Source organism: Pseudomonas sp. Marseille-P9899, assembly GCF_903166565.1.
GTDB classification, from domain to species: Bacteria; Pseudomonadota; Gammaproteobacteria; order Pseudomonadales; family Pseudomonadaceae; genus Aquipseudomonas; species Aquipseudomonas huaxiensis.
Map to the genome: position 1 here is coordinate 134,590 of NZ_CAESCG010000001.1, position 17,450 is coordinate 152,039.

The window sequence follows — 17,450 nt, forward strand, 5'->3', positions numbered from 1 at the left end:
TTCCAATCAGCACAAGGAAGCTCGAGCATGACCCCGACCCTGTCGCCCTACGGGCAACTGGCCCTTAACGCAACGCTCTGCGGCCCGATTGCCCGACGCTTCGCCTCGCGTCCTTCCTTTCGCGCGGTGGCCAACCAGATCGTCGAGCAACAATGGCGCCAGCGCCGGATTGCCGGGCCGGGCCCTGCGCTGCTCAGGCTCTATCGCTGGGTGGAAGGCTACGGTTACTACGTCGATACCCTGGCCGATGCGCTGATCGAGCGCTTCTACAAGGCCGAGCCCATCTGGCTTGTCGAGGGCCAGGATTTTCTCAGCCGCTACCCCGGCGCCGAGTTTCCCCAAGCGACCCGAACAGACTTGCAGGCGGTGCAGGTGCTGCTCAACGAGTGCGGGCCGTTCCTGCTGGAGGAATACAAACGTCAGTTGGTGGCCTACTGGGTGCGGGGCGTAGAAGGGGAGCCGAGCCCGTGGAACTGGCTGGCGAGCTACCTGCAGGAACAGTGCAAAACCGCAGTCGGCTTCGAGCGCAACAACGGTGTGCTCGACCCGCAGGAAGCGGCTACCGCGATGCTGCTGGCCCTGTATCCGGAGCCCAGCCAACGTGTTGGCTTCGATAACCTCAATAACACCCAGGTCTGGCTGTTGAGTCTGGACGTCAATCCCCGGCGCTGGCTGGATGCCGACCTCGCCAGTGCGCTGTTGGTCGAGCGTGTGATACCCGAGCAGAAACGCACGCTGTTGATGCTCTACACCTTGTCAGGCCGCTGGTATCGCTTCGAGTCGCGCCAGGCATTGGCGCGCATGCTGGCGTATGGCGGCGAGCGCGGCGGTTTTGTGCCGTTCAGCCTGCACTTGTACACCACCCGCGAATCGGTGTTCCTGAGCCAGGTGCGGCTGCTGCTCGAACAGCAACTGACGCTGATCGATACCATCGCCAATTCGATTGCCGACGCCGAGGAAGATCCGGTCAGGGTGCTGGTCCGTCGCCTGGATGAAGCCACCTCGCTGCTGCAGATCTGCGAGCACAGCCAGTACCAGAGCTGGCTCCTGTATTTCAGCGTGCTCCCGGCCTGGTTGAAGGGTGGCAGTGTCGAGGATCAGAAAACCTATGGCGATGGCCTGCTAGAGCTGACCCTCTTGCAACAAAGCAGTGGCGGCCAATCGTTTCTTTACGCCATCCCGCCGATCCTGGAGTACGCCAGGGATCAGGTGCGGGCGGCGCTTCTGCTCGATCATCCGCAGGCGACCGCACTCGACGTCGAGGCGGTCGAGGTGGTCAATCGGCGGGTGATCGCCAGCGGCATCGCCGTCGGTGGAGATTTTGTCGCCAGCGGCGAACTGGAAACCGTGCGATTGACCTTGCCGCAGTTCGCGCTGGAGAACCTGTCGGCACTGCGCGCCGGAACGGTGACCCTGAGCATGCGCGATGGCAGCGCGGTGCCGGGCTGGCTGACCCTGGACTACGCGAAAGCGCTGGTGACCCGGCTGGACCTGGGCAAGGCTTATCCCGACCTGCTGCGTCGTGAACTGATGGATGACCCGCAAGCGCTGTCGCGGCGTCAGGCGTTGTTCATCGATCAGGTTCGTCTGCAATTGCCGCTGTTGGCGCTGGAGAAGAAATTGCGCGGGCAGGACGGGCTCACGGCTGCGGGCGTGCGCCTGATCAACGGGGTATTCCGCCCGGTTCGCGGCGAGCCTGATGTGGCGCGTTTGCGGCCCTTGTCGTTTATCCGGCGCAAGGGCGCTCTCGCGGATATCGCGCTCAACGCCTATTTGATCGAGCGCTTCGATATCCGTAGCGGGCCCACTGTGCTGTACCGTCCGCTGCACCGTCAGCCGCTGCGCGAGTTCGCCACCCGTGAAGCGTTTTTCCACGCGGTGTGCGAGGAGCCCGAGTTGCAGGAAGACCTGCTGGCGCGTCTGAACGAGCACGCCAGCGTGATCTACGCCAACGGCGGGTTCCAGCAGCCGCACATCGTGCGCTACACCGCTGGCGCCGAGTTTGGCGTATTCGAGCAGCCGCCACCTGCCGAGATTGGGCGGGAGGCGTTAAGCGGCGAGGTGCTGGAGTCCCTTTACGGTGCTTGCGCACAAGAGTTGCTCAGCCGCGCCGAAGCGCAGTCGGTGTCCAATAGCGAGAACCGCTGGATTGGCTACGAGGAACTGGGCTGGCTGATGTTGAACACCTTGCTGCCGCTGCTCAACGGCCCTGTTGCCGTCTCCACCTGGATGCTGCAAGTGTTTGCCGACCTGCAGAATGACCTGCGACAACCCCAGTCGCAGGAGGCGCAACGGGTTCTGCATCTGTTCAATTTCGCTTCGCTGTTGATCAGCCTTCCGCAAGGGCACAGCGTTCTGGCGCCGGCTTCCGGTATTCCGGTGGCCGATGTGGTGTTGCCGGTCATCGCGCAACTGGAGCATGAGCCAACCAGTCCCCCGTCGGGTGTCGCGTTGTCCCAGCTCGACTTCAGTTGGGCGAACGCAACCCAGCGGCTGAGCAATGCCCAGCAAGAGTCTCTGGTGCATTTCCAGGTCGGTCTGACGCCCGGCCAACTGGGAACGGCAGTATCTGAAGGCCCCTGGACGGGGTTGTTTTACTACGACGCACGCTGGTGGATACGTCTTGAGGGCCAGGTGTATGAGGTGCAGGTCAACAGCGATGAGGTCCAGGTGATTGACGCGTTGGGCCGGCCGGGCCCGTGGTTGTACCGGGATGCCGTCGGGGACTGGCGCATTGATGCGCGTGTGCGGCTGCGCGGCGGCATGCCGCTCAATCAACGCATCGAGCAGATGCGCGCCGCCAATCGGCAGCGCATTCCCGGGCTTGAGGACCGGCATGTCGAGCTGCTGAGCGAGCGTCTGGCATTGAACCTGACCATCGAACATGACGCGAAGCTTGTCGGAGACAGTAATCCGCCCTCTGCGCAGTCACTCAGGGCCTATGGCGATCATCTGCGCACCCACGGTGAATTGATGAGGCGGCTCGATGAAAGCTACGTCGAATTGAACGCATTGGAGGCCCAGGTCGATTTCAACCAGGAGCATGGCCGTTACTTGTTTGAGCGGGTGACCAGCCTTGCGCAACTGGTCCAGGTGTTGCGCCGGCAACTGGTCGACAGCATGGACGTTTCCCGTGTCTTGCAGGTGCGCAGTGCCGACGCCCATGCCAGTGTGGCGCTGCGCGACCAGCACTATGACGCGCTGATGGCGGAGTGCGAGAAAGCCAAGGCGATCGTCGGCGAGGCGATTTTCACGTTCGGCGAGACTCGTCAGATTTGCCTGCAACTGGGCAAGATCCTGCCAATGGGACCGGAGTGGGTCGCCGGCTATCAACGGCTCAGGGGTACCGAGTCCTCGCTCTGGGCCTGGAAGGCCAGCGAGTTCAGCATCACCGCCGCGTTGATTATCGGCACGGAAAGGCGCAATGACCTTGAGCTCTTCGAGTCGATCAAACGGGTACGGCTCGCCCTGCAGATGCAGCACGAACTGGAAAGCGAAACTGTGTTTACTGCCAAGGAACGGATCGCGGTCCTTGATAGCTGCACGCGCAACTACGTGATGGCGCGGGAGAGCATGGAGCCTCTGGGCGGTGATTTTGCCAGCGAGCAGGCCAGACGCTGGCTCGTGGGTATTGTCGATTCCTTGCGTTCGCTTGAGCAGGGGGTTGAAGAAGAGCTGGCGGCGCTGATTCGTGCGCAGGCGGGGAACAGCGAGGAGGCTGTGCCACCGGCTGATCGTCAGTTGGTGGTGATCAAGACCCGCAGCCGGGGTGTGGTGGTGGCGCGCAAGCGCAAGACCAAGGCCGGCAAAGCGGAAGCGGTGGTGCACGAGCCGCTGGTAAACGCTGAACTGGCCCGCTTTGAAGAAACCGCTGAGCCGGGGGTATGGAAAATCATCGACTCCGGCACGCCGCCGCGCAACTCACCAGAAAGCCCGCAGCAGAAAGGCGTCCTCGCCAGCTTGCTCAAACGCAGCGCCAAGGTGCTGTCAGAGGCTGACCGAAAAATGCAGAAGGCCCGGATGCAGGCACGTACCGCCACTATTGCCGTAGAAATGGAGGAAATCCTGATCAACCAGGCGCACCCGCTGGAGCAACTGGCCCGGCAGATCGAAAGCGCCCTGACCGTTTCCAACGCGGTGGACGATCAGGCGGGCAGGCATGACGCGGTACTGCAGTCCAACGCCTTGTACAAGAAGGCGGCGGCGATGCGCGAAGAAGGTCGGCTACTGCGTATTTCGATCATCAAGACACAGCCGCCGACGGTCGCTCGCGTTGCGTACATGAAGTCGCAGAACGAGATCAGAATCACCCGGCCCAAGGGCCGTGAACCCACCGCAGGGCGCAAAGGTCAGGATCGGGACTATTTGCAGGAATATGTAATCAGCGACCTGGCGGGGCAGCCGTTGTGGTACGCCCACTTCCACTACGCCAGCCTGGACGCGGCGCCCGCCGACTTCATCGTCGGCCATCTGAAAACCCGCGAGCAGCGCTTCGACAGAGGGCAGTACCGGGTGAAGCTGGAGAAAAACAGCCGCAAGGTCATACAGATCTACCGCGGCATGATCGACAAGACCGCCGCCGCCGAGTTGTTCCTGAATCTCTAGTGCCCGGCAGAACTGCACCGCAGAGGGCTTAAGCAAGATGTACCGCCAGGGAGGGCGGGGTCGGGGTTGAAATGCGGCTTTCATCCGGAACAAGGACGCCTGAGCATGACCTCGACCCTTTCGCCCTACGGGCAACTGGCCCTGAACGCAACGCTTTGCGGCCCGATTGCCCGCTACTTCGCCTGGCGCCCCTCCTTTCGCGAGGTGGCACTCCAGATCATCGAACAACAGTGGCAGCAGCGCCGGATTGCTGGCCCGGACCCTGCGCAACTGAGGCTCTACCGCTGGCTCGACAACGATGGTTACCGCGCTGATCCACTGGCCGATGTGCTGATCGAGCGCTGTTGCCGGCCAGACGCCCTCAGGCTGGTCAGTGGCCAGGATTTCCTCAGCCTCCAGCACGGCGCGGAGTTTCCTCAGGCGATTGCGACGGATGTGCAGAGCGTGGCGACCCTGCTCAACGAGTGCGGGCCGTTCTTGCTGGAGGAATACAAGCGCCAGATCGTCGCCTACTGGGTGCGGGGTCGCGGAGGGCAGCCCAGCCCGTGGAACTGGCTGGCGGGTTACCAGCAGGAGCAGTGCAGGAGAGTTGTCGAACTCGAACGCAGCAGCGGTGCGCTCGACTCGCTGGAAGCAGCTACCGCATTGATGCTGGCGCTGCGCCCGGAGGCCAGTCAGCGGGCCGAGTTCGAGAACCTCGACAACACCCATGCCTGGCTATTGAGCCTGGACGTCAATCCCCAGCAATGGCTGGATGCCGACCTTGCCAGCGCGCTGTTGGTAGAGCGTTTCATACCCGAGAAAAAACGCACGCTGGTGCTGCTCTATACCTTGTCCGGCCGCTGGTATCGCTTCGCGTCGCGTCAGGCACTGGCGCGCATGCTGGCCTATGGCGGCGGGCGCTGGGGCGTGGCGCCGTTCAACCTGCACCTGTTCACCTCCAGCGAATCGGTCTTTCGCAGCCAGGCGCGGTTGCTGCTCGAACAGCAACTGATGCTGATCGATACGATCGCCGCGTCGATTACGGCAGCGGACGAAGACCCGGTCGCTGACCTGACCCGTCGCCTGGATGAAGCCACCTCGCTGCTGCAAATCTGCGAACACAGCCAGCAACAGAGCTGGCAACTGTATTTCAGCCTGCTGCCGGCCTGGTTGAAGGCGGCGAGTGTCGAGGAGCGCAGAGCCTATGGTGAGGCCCTGCTTGAACTGGCTTTCCTGCAACGCAGCAATGGCGGCCAGTCGTTTCTCGACGCTGTCCCGTCGATCCTCGAGTACGCCCGGGATCAGGTGCGGGCGGCGATCCTGGTCGATCATCCGCAGGCGACCGATCTCGACGTCGAAGCCGTCGAGGTGGTCAATCAGCGGGTGATCGCCAGCGGTGTCGCCATCGGGGGGGATTTTGTCGCCACCGGCGGGCGCGAGACCGTGCGCTTCAGCCTGGCGCAATTTGCTCTGGAGAACCTGACGGCCCTGCGTGCCGGAACGGTAACCGTGCACCTGCGCGATGGCCGCGCAGCGCCGGATTGGCTGACCCTGGACTACGCGAAAGCGCTGGTGACCCGGCTGGATCTGGGCAAGGCCTATCCCGAACTGCTGCGACGTGCGCTGTTTGATGAGCCGGAGGCGTTGGCGCGGCGTCAGGCGTTATTCATCGAGCAGGTTCGCCTGCAACTGCCGTTGCTGGCGCTGGAGAAAAAGCTGCGCGGGCAGGACGGCCTCACGTCTGCGGCCGTTGTCTTTTATCCGCCAGCAGGGCGCCACGCCGGATATCGCGCTCAACACCTACCTGATCGAACGCTTCGATATCCATAGCGGACCCAGCGTGCTGTACCGCCCGTTGCACCGTCAGCCGCTTCGCGAGTTCGCCACCCGCGCAGCGTTCTTCCGCGCGTTGACCGAGGAGCCGGCGTTGCAGGAAGACGTGCTGGCGCAACTGGAGGACGGCGCCATGCCGATCTACGCCAAAGGCGGGTTCGCCCAGCCGCATACCGTGCGTTACACCGCCGGCGCCGAGTTTGCGGTGTTCGAAACCCCGGAACCGGCACGCATCGGGGAGCAGGCGCTGAGTGGCAAGGTGCTGGAGCAGCTTTACCGCTCGTGCGCACAAGAATTGCTCAGCCGCGCCGAAGCCCAGTCGGTGTCCAACAGCGAGAACCGCTGGATCGGTTATCAGGAACTGGGCTGGTTGATGTTCAACGCCTTGCTGCCGCTGCTCAACGGTTCTGTGGCCCTGTCGACCTGGATGCTGCAAGTCTTCGCCGACCTGCAGAACGACCTGCGACAGAAGCAGCCGCCAGAGAGCCAACTTGCCATTCACCTGTTCAACTTCTCCCTGTTGTTGATCACTCTGCCCAATGCGCACCGCGCCCTGGAGCTCCCGTCGGGCATGCCGGAGGGCAATACGGGGGCGCCGGTGTTTCCGCAACTGGTGCGAGAACCGGTCAGCTCACCGTCGGGTGTCGCCTTGTCCCAACTCGACTTCAGTTGGGCAACTGCAGACCAGCGCCTGAGCAAGGCCCAGCGTGACGCGCTGGTGCACTATCAGGCACACCTGACGCCCGAGCAACTTGGGGCGGCAGTGACCGAGGGGCCGTGGGCAGGATTGTTTTTCCACGACCAGCGCTGGTGGGCACGTCTCGAAGACCAGGTGTACCAGGTGCAGGTCGGTGATGAGGTCCGGGTGGTTGATACGTCGGGCAAGCCGGGGCCCTGGTTGGACCGGGATGCTGCCGGGGACTGGCAAATCGACGCGGGCGTGCGCCTGCGCGGCGGCATGCCGCTGAAGGGGCGTATCGAACAGATGCGCGCGGCCAAGCGCCAGCGGATTACCGAACTGCAGAACCGGCAGGTCGAATTCCTCAGCGAGCGCCTCGCATTGAGCCTGGTGATTGAACGGGACCTGGATGACATCGGCGGCAGGAAACCGCCGCCCGCACCCTTGCTCAGCCGCTATGGCGATCATCTGCGGGTCCATAGTCAATTGATGAAGCAGGTCGATGAAAACTACGTCGCCTTGAACCAGTTGGAGAGCCAGAACAATTTCAATCAGGAGCATTCCCGTTACTTGTTCGAGCGGGTGACCAACCGTGCGCAACTGGTTCAGGTCCTGCAGTCGCAACTGATCGAGAGCAAGGCCGCTGCCCATGTGTTGCAGGGGCGGATTGCCGACCCGCAAGGCAGTATGGAAGCGCGGAACCAGAGCTATGAGGCGCTGATGGCCGAGTGCGAGAAGGCCAAGGCGATTATCGACGAGGCGATTGCTACCTTCGACGAGACCCGCGAGCTTTGCCTGCAACTGGGCAAGGTCCTGCCGATGGGGCCGGGGCTGGTCGCCGATTATCGTCGAGTCCCGGGGGCTGAATCCTCGCTGCTGTCCTGGCGCTCCGCCGAGTTCAGCATTACCGCCGTGCTGATTCTCGGGGCGGAGCGACAGAGTGGCAGCGAGGTCTACGAGATGGTCGACCTGATACGGTTTGCCTTGCAGATGCAGTTGGAGCTGAGCAACGCAGGTGTGTTTACCGAAGGCGAGCACATTGCGGTGCTTGACGGCAGCGTGCGCAGTTACGCGATGGCACAGGAACAAATGCGCACGGTGGCCGGGCTCCTCGTTGAACAACAGTCAAAGCGCTGGCTCGCGGGGCTTGGCCAGTCGCTGCAATTGCTTCGGCAGGAGGCCGAAGAAGAACTGGCGGGGCTGATCCGGGCGCAGGCCGGTGACAGTGAGGAGCATGCGGCGCCGGCCGACCGCAAGCAGGTCGTGATCAACACCCGGAGTCGCGGTCTGGTGGTGGCGCGGCAGCGCAAGACCAAGGCCGGAAAGACGGAAACGGTGGTGGTCGAGCCACTGGAAAACAATGAACTGGCGCGCTTTGAAGAAACTGCCGAGCCGGGCATCTGGCAAAGGGTCGAGCCCTCGCCGACGCCGCCCACCTCGCCGGAGCGCCCGCAACCCACGGTGAGCCTCGCCAGCTTGCTCAAGCGCAGTAACCGCCTGTTGTCAGAGTCTGACCGACAGATACAGAAGGCCAGGGTGCAGGCGCGTACCGCCACCATCGCCATCGAGATGGAGGAAATCCTGGTGAACCAGGCGCATCCGCTGGAACAACTGGCGCAGCAGATCGAAAGCCTGCTGACGGCCGACAACGGCGCGGACAACCCGTCTGGCGGGCGCAACCCGGCGTTGCAGGCCAAGGCCTTGAACGACAAGGCTGCGGCGATGCGCGAGGAGGGCCGGCAACTGCGCATCTCGATCATCAAGACGCAGCCGCCGACCATCAGCCGCGTGGCGTACCTGAAGGCGCAGAACGAGATCGCCATCACCCGGCCCAAGGGCCGCGAACCGACGGCCCGGCGCAAAGGCCAGGACCGGGATTACCTGCAGGAATACGTGATCAGCAACAAGGCCGGGGAGCCGTTGTGGTACGCGCACTTCCACTACGCGAGCCTGGAAGCGTTGCCGGCTGATTTTCTTGTGGGCCATCTGAAAACCCGCGAGCAGCGCTTCGACAGCGGGCAGTGCCGGTTGAAGATGGAGCAAAGCAGCCAGAAGGTGATCCAGATCTATCGCAGCCAGATCGACAGGCCGGCGGCTGCAAAGCTGTTTTTGGGGGTTTAGCGGGCGAGCCGGAGCAGGCGGGCGACCGGCCTGCTCCGGCCCGTGCAGTAGTACCAAATGAGTAGCCGATCCCTGCCAAGGGCCGATTCGTCATGTCCGCCTGGCTGACTAAGATCGAGTCACTGCCTGTCATCAGCGACAGGCGCCGCTCAGCAGAGGCCCTACACCATGATCTACGCAGCTCCTGGCACACCCGATGCCATCGTCACGTTCAAACCGCGCTACGGCAACTACATCGGCGGTGAATTCGTCCAGCCGCTGAGTGGCCAGTACTTCAGCAACACCTCGCCGGTCAACGGCCAGCAGATCGCCGAATTCCCCCGCTCCAACGCCCAGGACATCGAAAAAGCCCTGGACGCCGCCCACGCCGCCGCCGATGCCTGGGGCCGCACCTCGGTGCAGGATCGCTCGAACATCCTGCTGAAAATCGCCGACCGCATCGAACAGAACCTGGAAGTACTGGCCCTGGCCGAGACCTGGGACAACGGCAAGGCCATCCGCGAAACCCTGAACGCCGACGTGCCGCTGGCCGCCGACCACTTCCGCTACTTCGCTGGCTGCATCCGTGCCCAGGAAGGCAGCGCCGCGGAAATCAACGACACCACCGCCGCCTATCACTTCCACGAGCCGCTGGGCGTGGTCGGGCAGATCATCCCGTGGAACTTCCCGCTGCTGATGGCCGCCTGGAAACTCGCCCCGGCCCTGGCCGCCGGTAACTGCATCGTGCTCAAGCCCGCCGAGCAAACCCCGCTGTCCATCACCGTATTCATCGAACTGGTCGGCGACCTGCTGCCGCCAGGCGTGCTGAACATCGTCCAGGGCTTTGGCCGCGAAGCCGGTGAAGCCCTGGCCACCAGCAAGCGCATCGCCAAGATCGCCTTCACCGGCTCCACCCCGGTCGGTTCGCACATCATGAAGTGCGCCGCCGAGAACATCATTCCGTCCACCGTCGAGCTGGGCGGCAAGTCGCCGAACATCTTCTTCGAAGACATCATGCAGGCCGAGCCGTCCTTCATCGAGAAGGCCGCTGAAGGCCTGGTGCTGGCGTTCTTCAACCAGGGCGAAGTGTGCACCTGCCCGTCCCGTGCGCTGGTCCAGGAGTCCATCTACCCGCAGTTCATGGAAGAGGTGCTGAAGAAGATCAAGCTGATCAAGCGCGGCGACCCGCTGGACACCGAAACCATGGTCGGCGCCCAGGCGTCCGAGCAGCAATATGACAAGATCCTGTCCTACCTGCAGATCGCCCGCGACGAAGGCGCCGAGATCCTCGCCGGCGGTGCCAGCGAGCAACTGGCCGGTGATCTGTCGACCGGTTACTACATCCAGCCGACCCTGCTCAAGGGCCACAACGGCATGCGCGTGTTCCAGGAAGAGATCTTCGGCCCTGTAGTCGGTGTCACCACCTTCAAGGACGAAGCTGAAGCCCTGGCGATCGCCAACGACACCGAATTCGGTCTCGGTGCCGGCGTCTGGACCCGCGACATCAACCGTGCCTACCGCATGGGCCGCGGGATCAAGGCCGGTCGTGTGTGGACCAACTGCTACCACCTGTACCCGGCCCACGCCGCGTTCGGTGGCTACAAGAAATCCGGTGTCGGTCGCGAGACCCACAAAATGATGCTCGACCACTACCAGCAGACCAAGAACCTGCTGATCAGCTACGACATCAACCCGCTGGGCTTCTTCTGATCGCCCGGATAGCTGTGGCAAAAACGCTTCCAAAGTAGCATTCGACACGCACCGGAAACGGTGTATCACTAAGTGCACCACGAGCCCGTGGTGCCAGAAGAGGATGGACCTATGTGGAAAAAGCCAGCGTTCACTGATCTGCGTATCGGTTTCGAAGTGACCATGTACTTCGCCAACCGTTGATCCCTCTTGCGTCGGCCGGTACTCCAGCGGCCGACGCAGCTGCTCCGATGATCGCATTGCATTCCCCCATCTTTGCTTTAGGCTGGCGCAATCCCAAAAAGAACAAGAAGGCGTTGCATGAGCCCGAACCTGAGCCAGTTGCGTAAGTTCGTCTCCCCCGAAATCATCTTTGGCGCCGGCTGCCGCCACCACGTCGCCAACTACGCCCGCACCTTCGGTGCACGCAAGGTCCTGCTGGTCAGCGACCCTGGCGTGATCAAAGCCGGCTGGGTCGCCGACATCGAAGCCAGCCTCCAGGGCCAGGGCATCGACTACACCCTCTACAGCGACGTCTCGCCCAACCCGCGTATCGAAGAAGTGATGAACGGCGCCGAGCGCTACCGCAGCGAACAGTGCGACGTGATCGTCGCCGTCGGCGGCGGCAGCCCGATGGACTGCGCCAAAGGCATCGGCATCGTGGTCGCCCACGGCCGGCACATTCTCGAATTCGAAGGGGTCGACACCATCCGCGTGCCGAGCCCGCCACTGATCCTGATCCCGACCACCGCTGGCACCTCTGCGGATGTCTCGCAGTTCGTGATCATTTCCAACCAGCAGGAACGCATGAAGTTCTCCATCGTCAGCAAGGCGGTGGTGCCGGACGTGTCGCTGATCGACCCGGAAACCACCCTGAGTATGGACCCGTTCCTCTCGGCCTGTACCGGCATCGACGCGCTGGTGCACGCCATCGAAGCTTTCGTTTCCACCGGCCACGGACCGCTGACCGACACCCATGCGCTGGAAGCCATGCGCCTGATCAACGGCAACCTGGTGCAGATGATCGCTACCCCCAGCGACATCAAACTGCGCGAGTCGATCATGCTCGGCAGCATGCAGGCCGGGCTGGCGTTCTCCAACGCGATCCTCGGCGCGGTGCACGCCATGTCCCACAGCCTCGGCGGCTTCCTCGACCTGCCGCACGGGCTGTGCAACGCGGTGCTGGTGGAGCACGTGGTGGCGTTCAACTACAGCGCCGCGCCGGACCGTTTCAAGCTGATCGCCGAGACCCTGGGCATCGACTGCCGTGGGCTCAACCACAACCAGGTGCGCACGCGCCTGGTCGAGCACCTGATCGCCTTCAAGCACGCCGTGGGCTTCCATGAAACCCTCGGTTTGCACGGGGTCAACGGCAGCGATATTCCGTTCCTGTCCCAGCATGCGATGGACGACCCGTGCATCCTCACCAACCCCCGAACCTCAAGCCAGCGTGATGTCGAGGTGGTCTATGGCGAGGCCCTCTGACCCTCGCGACGAGGCCCTCGCCGGGCTGCTGGGGCTGAGCAACCACACCGTTCGCAAGAGTCACTACCCGGAACTGGCCGCTCGCCTCGACGAGCTGGAGACCGAGCGCAACCGCTACACCTGGCTGTTCGAACACGCCGTGCACGGGATCTTCCAGGCCAGCCTCGAAGATGGCCTGCGCGCCGCCAACCCGGCGATGGCGCGGATGCTCGGCTACACCGACCCGCAGCAATTGCTGCTGGCGCGCACCGACCTCGCCGGGCACCTGTTCGTCGGCGGCCAGGAAGAACTGATGGCCATCGCCCAGGAGTTGCAACGCGAGCGGGCGCTGCTGGGTTACGAAACCCAGTTGCAGCGCAAGGACGGCAGCAGTATCGACGTGCTGATGAACCTGTTGTTGCGGCCGGACGAGGAGGGCGTGGTCGAAGGCTTCGTCGCCGACATCACCGAGCGCAAGCAGCACCATGCCCGTTTGCAGCAGCTCAACGACGAACTGGAACAGCGCGTCGCCGAGCGCACCAACCAGTTGATGGAAGCCCGCGACGCCGCCCAGGCCGCCAACCGCAGCAAGGACAAGTACCTCGCCGCCGCCAGCCACGACCTACTGCAACCGCTGAATGCCGCGCGGCTGCTGATCTCGACCTTGCGCGAGCGCCGCTTGCCGGATGCCGAGCAACTGCTGGTGGAGCGCGCGCATCAGGCCCTGGAAGGCGCCGAAGACCTGCTCACCGACCTGCTGGACATTTCCCGCCTCGACCAGGCGGCGATCAAACCGGACCTCGACCTCTACCACCTGGACGAACTGCTGGTGCCATTGGCTTCGGAGTTCCAGCCAGCGGCGGAAGCTGCCGGGCTGAGCCTGCGGGTGCGTAGCGGCGGCTGGTTGATCCGCACCGACATCCGTCTGCTGACGCGGATCCTGCGCAACTTCGTCAGCAATGCCTGCCGCTACACCGGGCAGGGTCGCATCCTCCTTGGCGCGCGGCGGCGCGGGCAGGTGCTGCGCCTTGAAGTCTGGGACACCGGGCGCGGCATCGCCGCCGATCGCCTGGACTCGATCTTCCTCGAATTCAATCAACTGGATGTCGGCCGCGCCGCCGACCGCAAAGGCGTCGGCCTGGGGCTGGCGATCGTCGACCGCATTGCGCGGATCCTCGAATGCCAGGTGCGGGTCCGTTCCTGGCCGGGGCGCGGTTCGGTGTTCAGCATCGACGTGCCGCTGTCCAGCGAAGCCCCGCGTCCGGTGGTCGCACCCAGCGCGCCGCTGCCGGCCCTCGGCGATCCGCTGCCGGGTCGGCGCCTGCTGGTGCTGGACAACGAGACCAGCATCCTGCAAAGCATGGCCGCGTTGCTCGGCCAATGGGGCTGCGAAGTGCTGACCGCCACCGACCGCGAAGCGGCCTTGCAGGTGCTGGAGGGCAGGGCGCCAGAGCTGGTGTTGGCAGACTTCCACCTCGATCATGGTGTAACCGGATGTGAAGTCGTTCGTGACCTGCGCAAACACTTCGGCACGGCGATTCCGGCGGTGATGATTACCGCTGATCGCAGTGATCAGAGCCGTCGGGCGATGCAGCGGCTGGGCGCGCCTTTGCTCAATAAACCGGTGAAACCCGGCAAGTTGCGTGCGGTTTTAAGCCAATTGCTCGGATAAGCGGGCACTGCCGTGCTTCACGCGGCGACGGGTTATTTGCTATAAACGCTGCCCCCGGCGCCAGAGTTGTCCGGGGCAGGGGCTTTTCGGACAAAACCACAGTCATTTCTGTTGCCCGTCACGAGGCTCGGCCTTAGACTGCCGCCCCCTGTAAATTGAGTACCAATTGGTGCTTGAAGAATTCCGCTGCGGTGGCACGGCCACCACGGCACCCGATTCGTCTAAATGCACGTAATTTTTTATTAGAGAAATCAATGACAAAGGAAAAGTTGCTGGCCATGCCGGCCGATGACTACATGAACGCCGAGCAACAGGCGTTCTTCACCGAGCTGCTGCAGACGATGAAGGTCGAGACCCACGAGCGCATCGAGCAAAGCCGTGTAACCATCGAAAGCCTGGACTCGCCTGCCGATCCTGCCGACGCCGCCTCGGTCGAAGAAGAGCGCCACTGGCTGGTCAACGCCATCGAGCGTGATCAGCGTCTGCTGCCACAACTGGAAATGGCCCTGGGCCGTATCGCTGACGACAGCTTCGGCTGGTGCGATGACAGCGGTGAGGCGATTGGCCTCAAGCGCCTGTTGATCAGCCCTACGACCAAGTACTGCATCGAGGCGCAGGAGCGTCACGAGCAACTGGACAAGCATCAGCGTCAGGTCTGATTCCTGCGTTTTTGTTAGTTGAAACCCCGGGCCATGTGTCCGGGGTTTTGTTTTTTTGGGGCTGTGTTGCGAGCTTATCCATTGGATGTGGTGAGGCTGCCGGCCCCTTCCGCCTTTACGGCGGGTCCTTTTGTCTTGGCAAAATAGACGAAAACCGCTCGCTCCTGCATCCGGCCCTACGCTGCGCTTCGGGTCCCCTCCCTCCGGTGTCTTGCGGGGCCACGCGGCCTACGACTTGCTGCGCAAGTCTACATCTCGCGTCTTCGGCTGCGCCGAAGGGTGCTGCGCACCTGCCCCTTCAGACACCTCCACTCGGCCTCCTGACGTCGCAATTTGTGTCGTCTGAACTTTCGCGCACGAAGATCAAGAGCGCCTTGGGGTACGCCTGTTAGTTAGATTCTGATTTCGAAGATCCGTCATCACAGACGCCGCCCGTAACTTCGCGACTTCAGGAGGCCGAGCGGAGGTGTCTGTAGGGGCAGTGCGCAGCACCTTCGGCGTAGCCGAAGACGCGAGATGTAGACTCGCGAAGCGAGTCGTAGGCCGCGTGGCCCCGGAAGGCACCGGAGGGAGGGGACCCGGAGCGCAGCGTAGGGCCGGATGCGGGAGCGAGCGGTTTTGCCTACTTTTGCCAAGACAAAAGTCGGCCGCCGTAAAGGCGGAAGGGGCCGGCAGCCTCCCCACATCGAATGGATAAGCCCACAAAGCCAACACTCAGAAGCCCAAGACCGTAAATTGTCCTGCATCAAGTCCGGGTGGGCTTACGCCCAAGGAAGCATGGCTAATGGCGTTGTAGTGGCGTTTAATGACCCCACAATAACAAGCGGAGCCAGAGTCATGATGCGAGAAGGATCTCTGCCAGCCAGCCTGGCACAACCAGACCCGTCAACGAAGGTTGCGCGCGGCTGGTCCGGCACGTTGCTGCAAAGCCTGGTATTGGTGGTGGTGCTGGCGGCCATGGCCTTTGCCGGTATTTCATTCTGGTTCTGCCTGCCGTTGGCCTTGTTGGCCCTGTGGCTGCCACACCTGCGCAGCCGTCCGCGCCCGGCGCCGTTCGCGGTGAGCGATCCGCTTGCCGACCTGACCCGCGACCTCGCCCAGAGCACCAGCCACAACGCCCTGTCCGCCGCTGGCGTGGCCTATTCGGTCAAGCAGCTGGCCGAGAAACTGCAATCGCAATTGGCCTCGGCGGCGCGCATCGTCAGCAGTGCCGAAGTCATGATCGGGACCGAGAAAGTCACCTCCAAGCTCAGCCGCGAGGCGCTGGTCGCCGCGCAACAGGCTCACGAGAGCAGCGCCGCCGGCCGTACCGTGCTGGCCGAGTCGATCCAGTTGATGCACCAACTCAGCGCCCGGGCCAACCAGAGCCGTGAGTTGATCGAGGCGCTGCACCAGCGCAGCGAAGACATCGCCCGCGTCACCTTGGTGATCCAGGCCATCGCCAGCCAGACCAACCTGCTGGCGCTCAATGCCGCGATCGAAGCTGCCCGTGCCGGTGAGCATGGCCGCGGTTTCGCCGTGGTCGCCGACGAAGTCCGCGGCCTCGCCGGCCGCACTGCCACGGCCACCGAGGAAGTCGGCCAGATGGTCGCCGAGATCCAGCAACGCACCGCCCAGGTGGTGGAGCAGATTCGCCAGCTCTCCGACGACCTGCACAACGGCGTCGGTCAGGTCGAGCACACCGGCGAGCAGTTGGACACCATCGCCGGGCTGGCGGCGGGCGTCGAAGATCAGATCACCGAGATCGCCGGCGGCACCGAATCGACCCGCACTCAGCTGGACAGCCTGTTCCAGGCCGTCGAGCAGATGCGCAGCGACCTGGCCGCCAGCGATCAGCAAACCCAGCGCCTGGCCCAGGCCGCAGTGCAGATGGAAGGGCAGGCCGAAAGCATCAGCGAGCGCCTGGCCGAGGTGGGTCTGGACGAGTACCACCAGCGGGTGTTCGACCTCGCACTGCGCGGCGCGCAGCAGATTGGCGAGCGCTTCGAGGCAGATATCCGCGAAGGCCGCATCACCCACGACGACCTGTTCGACCGCCAGTACCAGATGCTGCCCGGCACCCGTCCGGCGCGTTTCCGCACCCGCTTCGACCATTACACTGACCAGATGCTGCCAGGCATCCAGGAACCGTTGCTACGTGAGCACGAAGGTTTGGTCTATGCCATCGCCTGCACCCAGCAGGGCTATGTGCCGACCCACAACAACGCTTTCAATCAGCCGCTGACCGGCGATGAAGCCACCGACACCGCGCACAACCGCAGCAAGCGCAAGTTTGATGACCGCACGGGCATTCGCTGCGGCAGCCATCAACAGCGGGTGTTGTTGCAGACCTACACCCGCGATACCGGCGAGCTGATGCATGACCTGTCGGTGCCGATCAAGGTCGATGGCCGGCATTGGGGCGGATTGCGGCTGGGATACCGGCCGGAGAAGATGCCCTAGCAGCGGCAAACCTCAAGCGGCAAGCTGGAAGCGAAAGCATCGCGGTTGGATGCTTTTCTTGCGGCTTGCCGCTTGGTGCTTGTTGCTCAAAAAGTCTCGACGGATTTCCGTGTTTTCGGGCATATTCCCTTCCCTGATCTTGCAGTCACTGCATTTTTTTCCTGTGGGGCTGTCAGAAAGTGTGCCCCGGCCCAGTGGAAAAAACCCTGGTTAGTTCGTCGTCGGGCAATAGCTGGCATGGAATAGTGCGTTTTCCCGCAGTGCGAAACGCCAAAGAGCCGCTACTTTTTAGTTCCAAATCACTAGTCTTTTGGACTTCGAATTG

9 protein-coding genes are annotated in these 17,450 nt (G+C 63.2%); all 9 read left to right on the forward strand.

What is annotated here, in order from left to right:
- Positions 1–27 precede the first annotated feature (27 nt).
- The 9 genes from HWV67_RS00690 to HWV67_RS00730 all read left to right on the forward strand — a co-directional run bounded on the left by HWV67_RS00690 (position 28) and on the right by HWV67_RS00730 (position 17,125).
- The gene (locus tag HWV67_RS00690; RefSeq protein WP_175649507.1) at positions 28–4,605 is read left to right on the forward strand and encodes a dermonecrotic toxin domain-containing protein; all 4,578 of its coding nucleotides are present in this window, start codon (positions 28–30) and stop codon (positions 4,603–4,605) included.
- Positions 4,606–4,710: 105 nt separating this feature from the next.
- Complete coding sequence (locus HWV67_RS00695) at positions 4,711–6,417, forward strand: hypothetical protein (RefSeq protein ID WP_175649508.1); 1,707 nt, start codon at positions 4,711–4,713, stop codon at positions 6,415–6,417.
- Positions 6,338–9,220 (forward strand): hypothetical protein, encoded by a 2,883-nt coding sequence (locus HWV67_RS00700; RefSeq protein ID WP_175649509.1) that lies wholly within the window; start codon positions 6,338–6,340, stop codon positions 9,218–9,220. The genes HWV67_RS00695 and HWV67_RS00700 overlap by 80 nt, the downstream gene beginning before the upstream one ends.
- Positions 9,221–9,388: 168 nt before the next feature.
- A complete protein-coding gene (gene exaC, locus HWV67_RS00705) occupies positions 9,389–10,909 on the forward strand; it encodes an acetaldehyde dehydrogenase ExaC (protein ID WP_175649510.1) in 1,521 nt (506 codons plus the stop codon).
- Positions 10,910–11,020: 111 nt separating this feature from the next.
- On the forward strand, positions 11,021–11,092 hold the full coding sequence (pqqA, locus tag HWV67_RS00710) for a pyrroloquinoline quinone precursor peptide PqqA (protein ID WP_009394664.1): 72 nt from the start codon (positions 11,021–11,023) through the stop codon (positions 11,090–11,092).
- 117 nt (positions 11,093–11,209) lie between these two features.
- Positions 11,210–12,373 carry an alcohol dehydrogenase-like regulatory protein ErcA gene (gene ercA, locus HWV67_RS00715; RefSeq protein ID WP_175649511.1) on the forward strand — a complete coding sequence of 388 codons (1,164 nt, stop codon included), beginning with the start codon at positions 11,210–11,212 and terminating at the stop codon, positions 12,371–12,373.
- The gene (locus HWV67_RS00720; RefSeq protein WP_175649512.1) at positions 12,357–14,024 is read left to right on the forward strand and encodes a PAS domain-containing hybrid sensor histidine kinase/response regulator; all 1,668 of its coding nucleotides are present in this window, start codon (positions 12,357–12,359) and stop codon (positions 14,022–14,024) included. Before ercA ends, HWV67_RS00720 begins: the two co-directional genes overlap by 17 nt.
- Before the next feature lie 254 nt (positions 14,025–14,278).
- A complete protein-coding gene (locus tag HWV67_RS00725) occupies positions 14,279–14,683 on the forward strand; it encodes a TraR/DksA family transcriptional regulator (RefSeq protein ID WP_110972625.1) in 405 nt (134 codons plus the stop codon).
- Positions 14,684–15,901: 1,218 nt separating this feature from the next.
- A complete protein-coding gene (locus HWV67_RS00730) occupies positions 15,902–17,125 on the forward strand; it encodes a methyl-accepting chemotaxis protein (RefSeq protein WP_444851801.1) in 1,224 nt (407 codons plus the stop codon).
- The last annotated feature ends 325 nt before the right edge of the window (positions 17,126–17,450 follow it).

What these genes read in the sequence shown, in the direction of transcription:
- HWV67_RS00730 (WP_444851801.1), top strand. Translation starts at nt 15,902, where the DNA reads ATGATCGGGACCGAGAAAGTCACCTCCAAGCTCAGCCGCGAGGCGCTG.
- HWV67_RS00690 (WP_175649507.1), top strand. Translation starts at nt 28, where the DNA reads ATGACCCCGACCCTGTCGCCCTACGGGCAACTGGCCCTTAACGCAACG.
- HWV67_RS00720 (WP_175649512.1), top strand. Translation starts at nt 12,357, where the DNA reads ATGGCGAGGCCCTCTGACCCTCGCGACGAGGCCCTCGCCGGGCTGCTG.
- HWV67_RS00695 (WP_175649508.1), top strand. Translation starts at nt 4,711, where the DNA reads ATGACCTCGACCCTTTCGCCCTACGGGCAACTGGCCCTGAACGCAACG.
- exaC (WP_175649510.1), top strand. Translation starts at nt 9,389, where the DNA reads ATGATCTACGCAGCTCCTGGCACACCCGATGCCATCGTCACGTTCAAA.
- ercA (WP_175649511.1), top strand. Translation starts at nt 11,210, where the DNA reads ATGAGCCCGAACCTGAGCCAGTTGCGTAAGTTCGTCTCCCCCGAAATC.
- HWV67_RS00725 (WP_110972625.1), top strand. Translation starts at nt 14,279, where the DNA reads ATGACAAAGGAAAAGTTGCTGGCCATGCCGGCCGATGACTACATGAAC.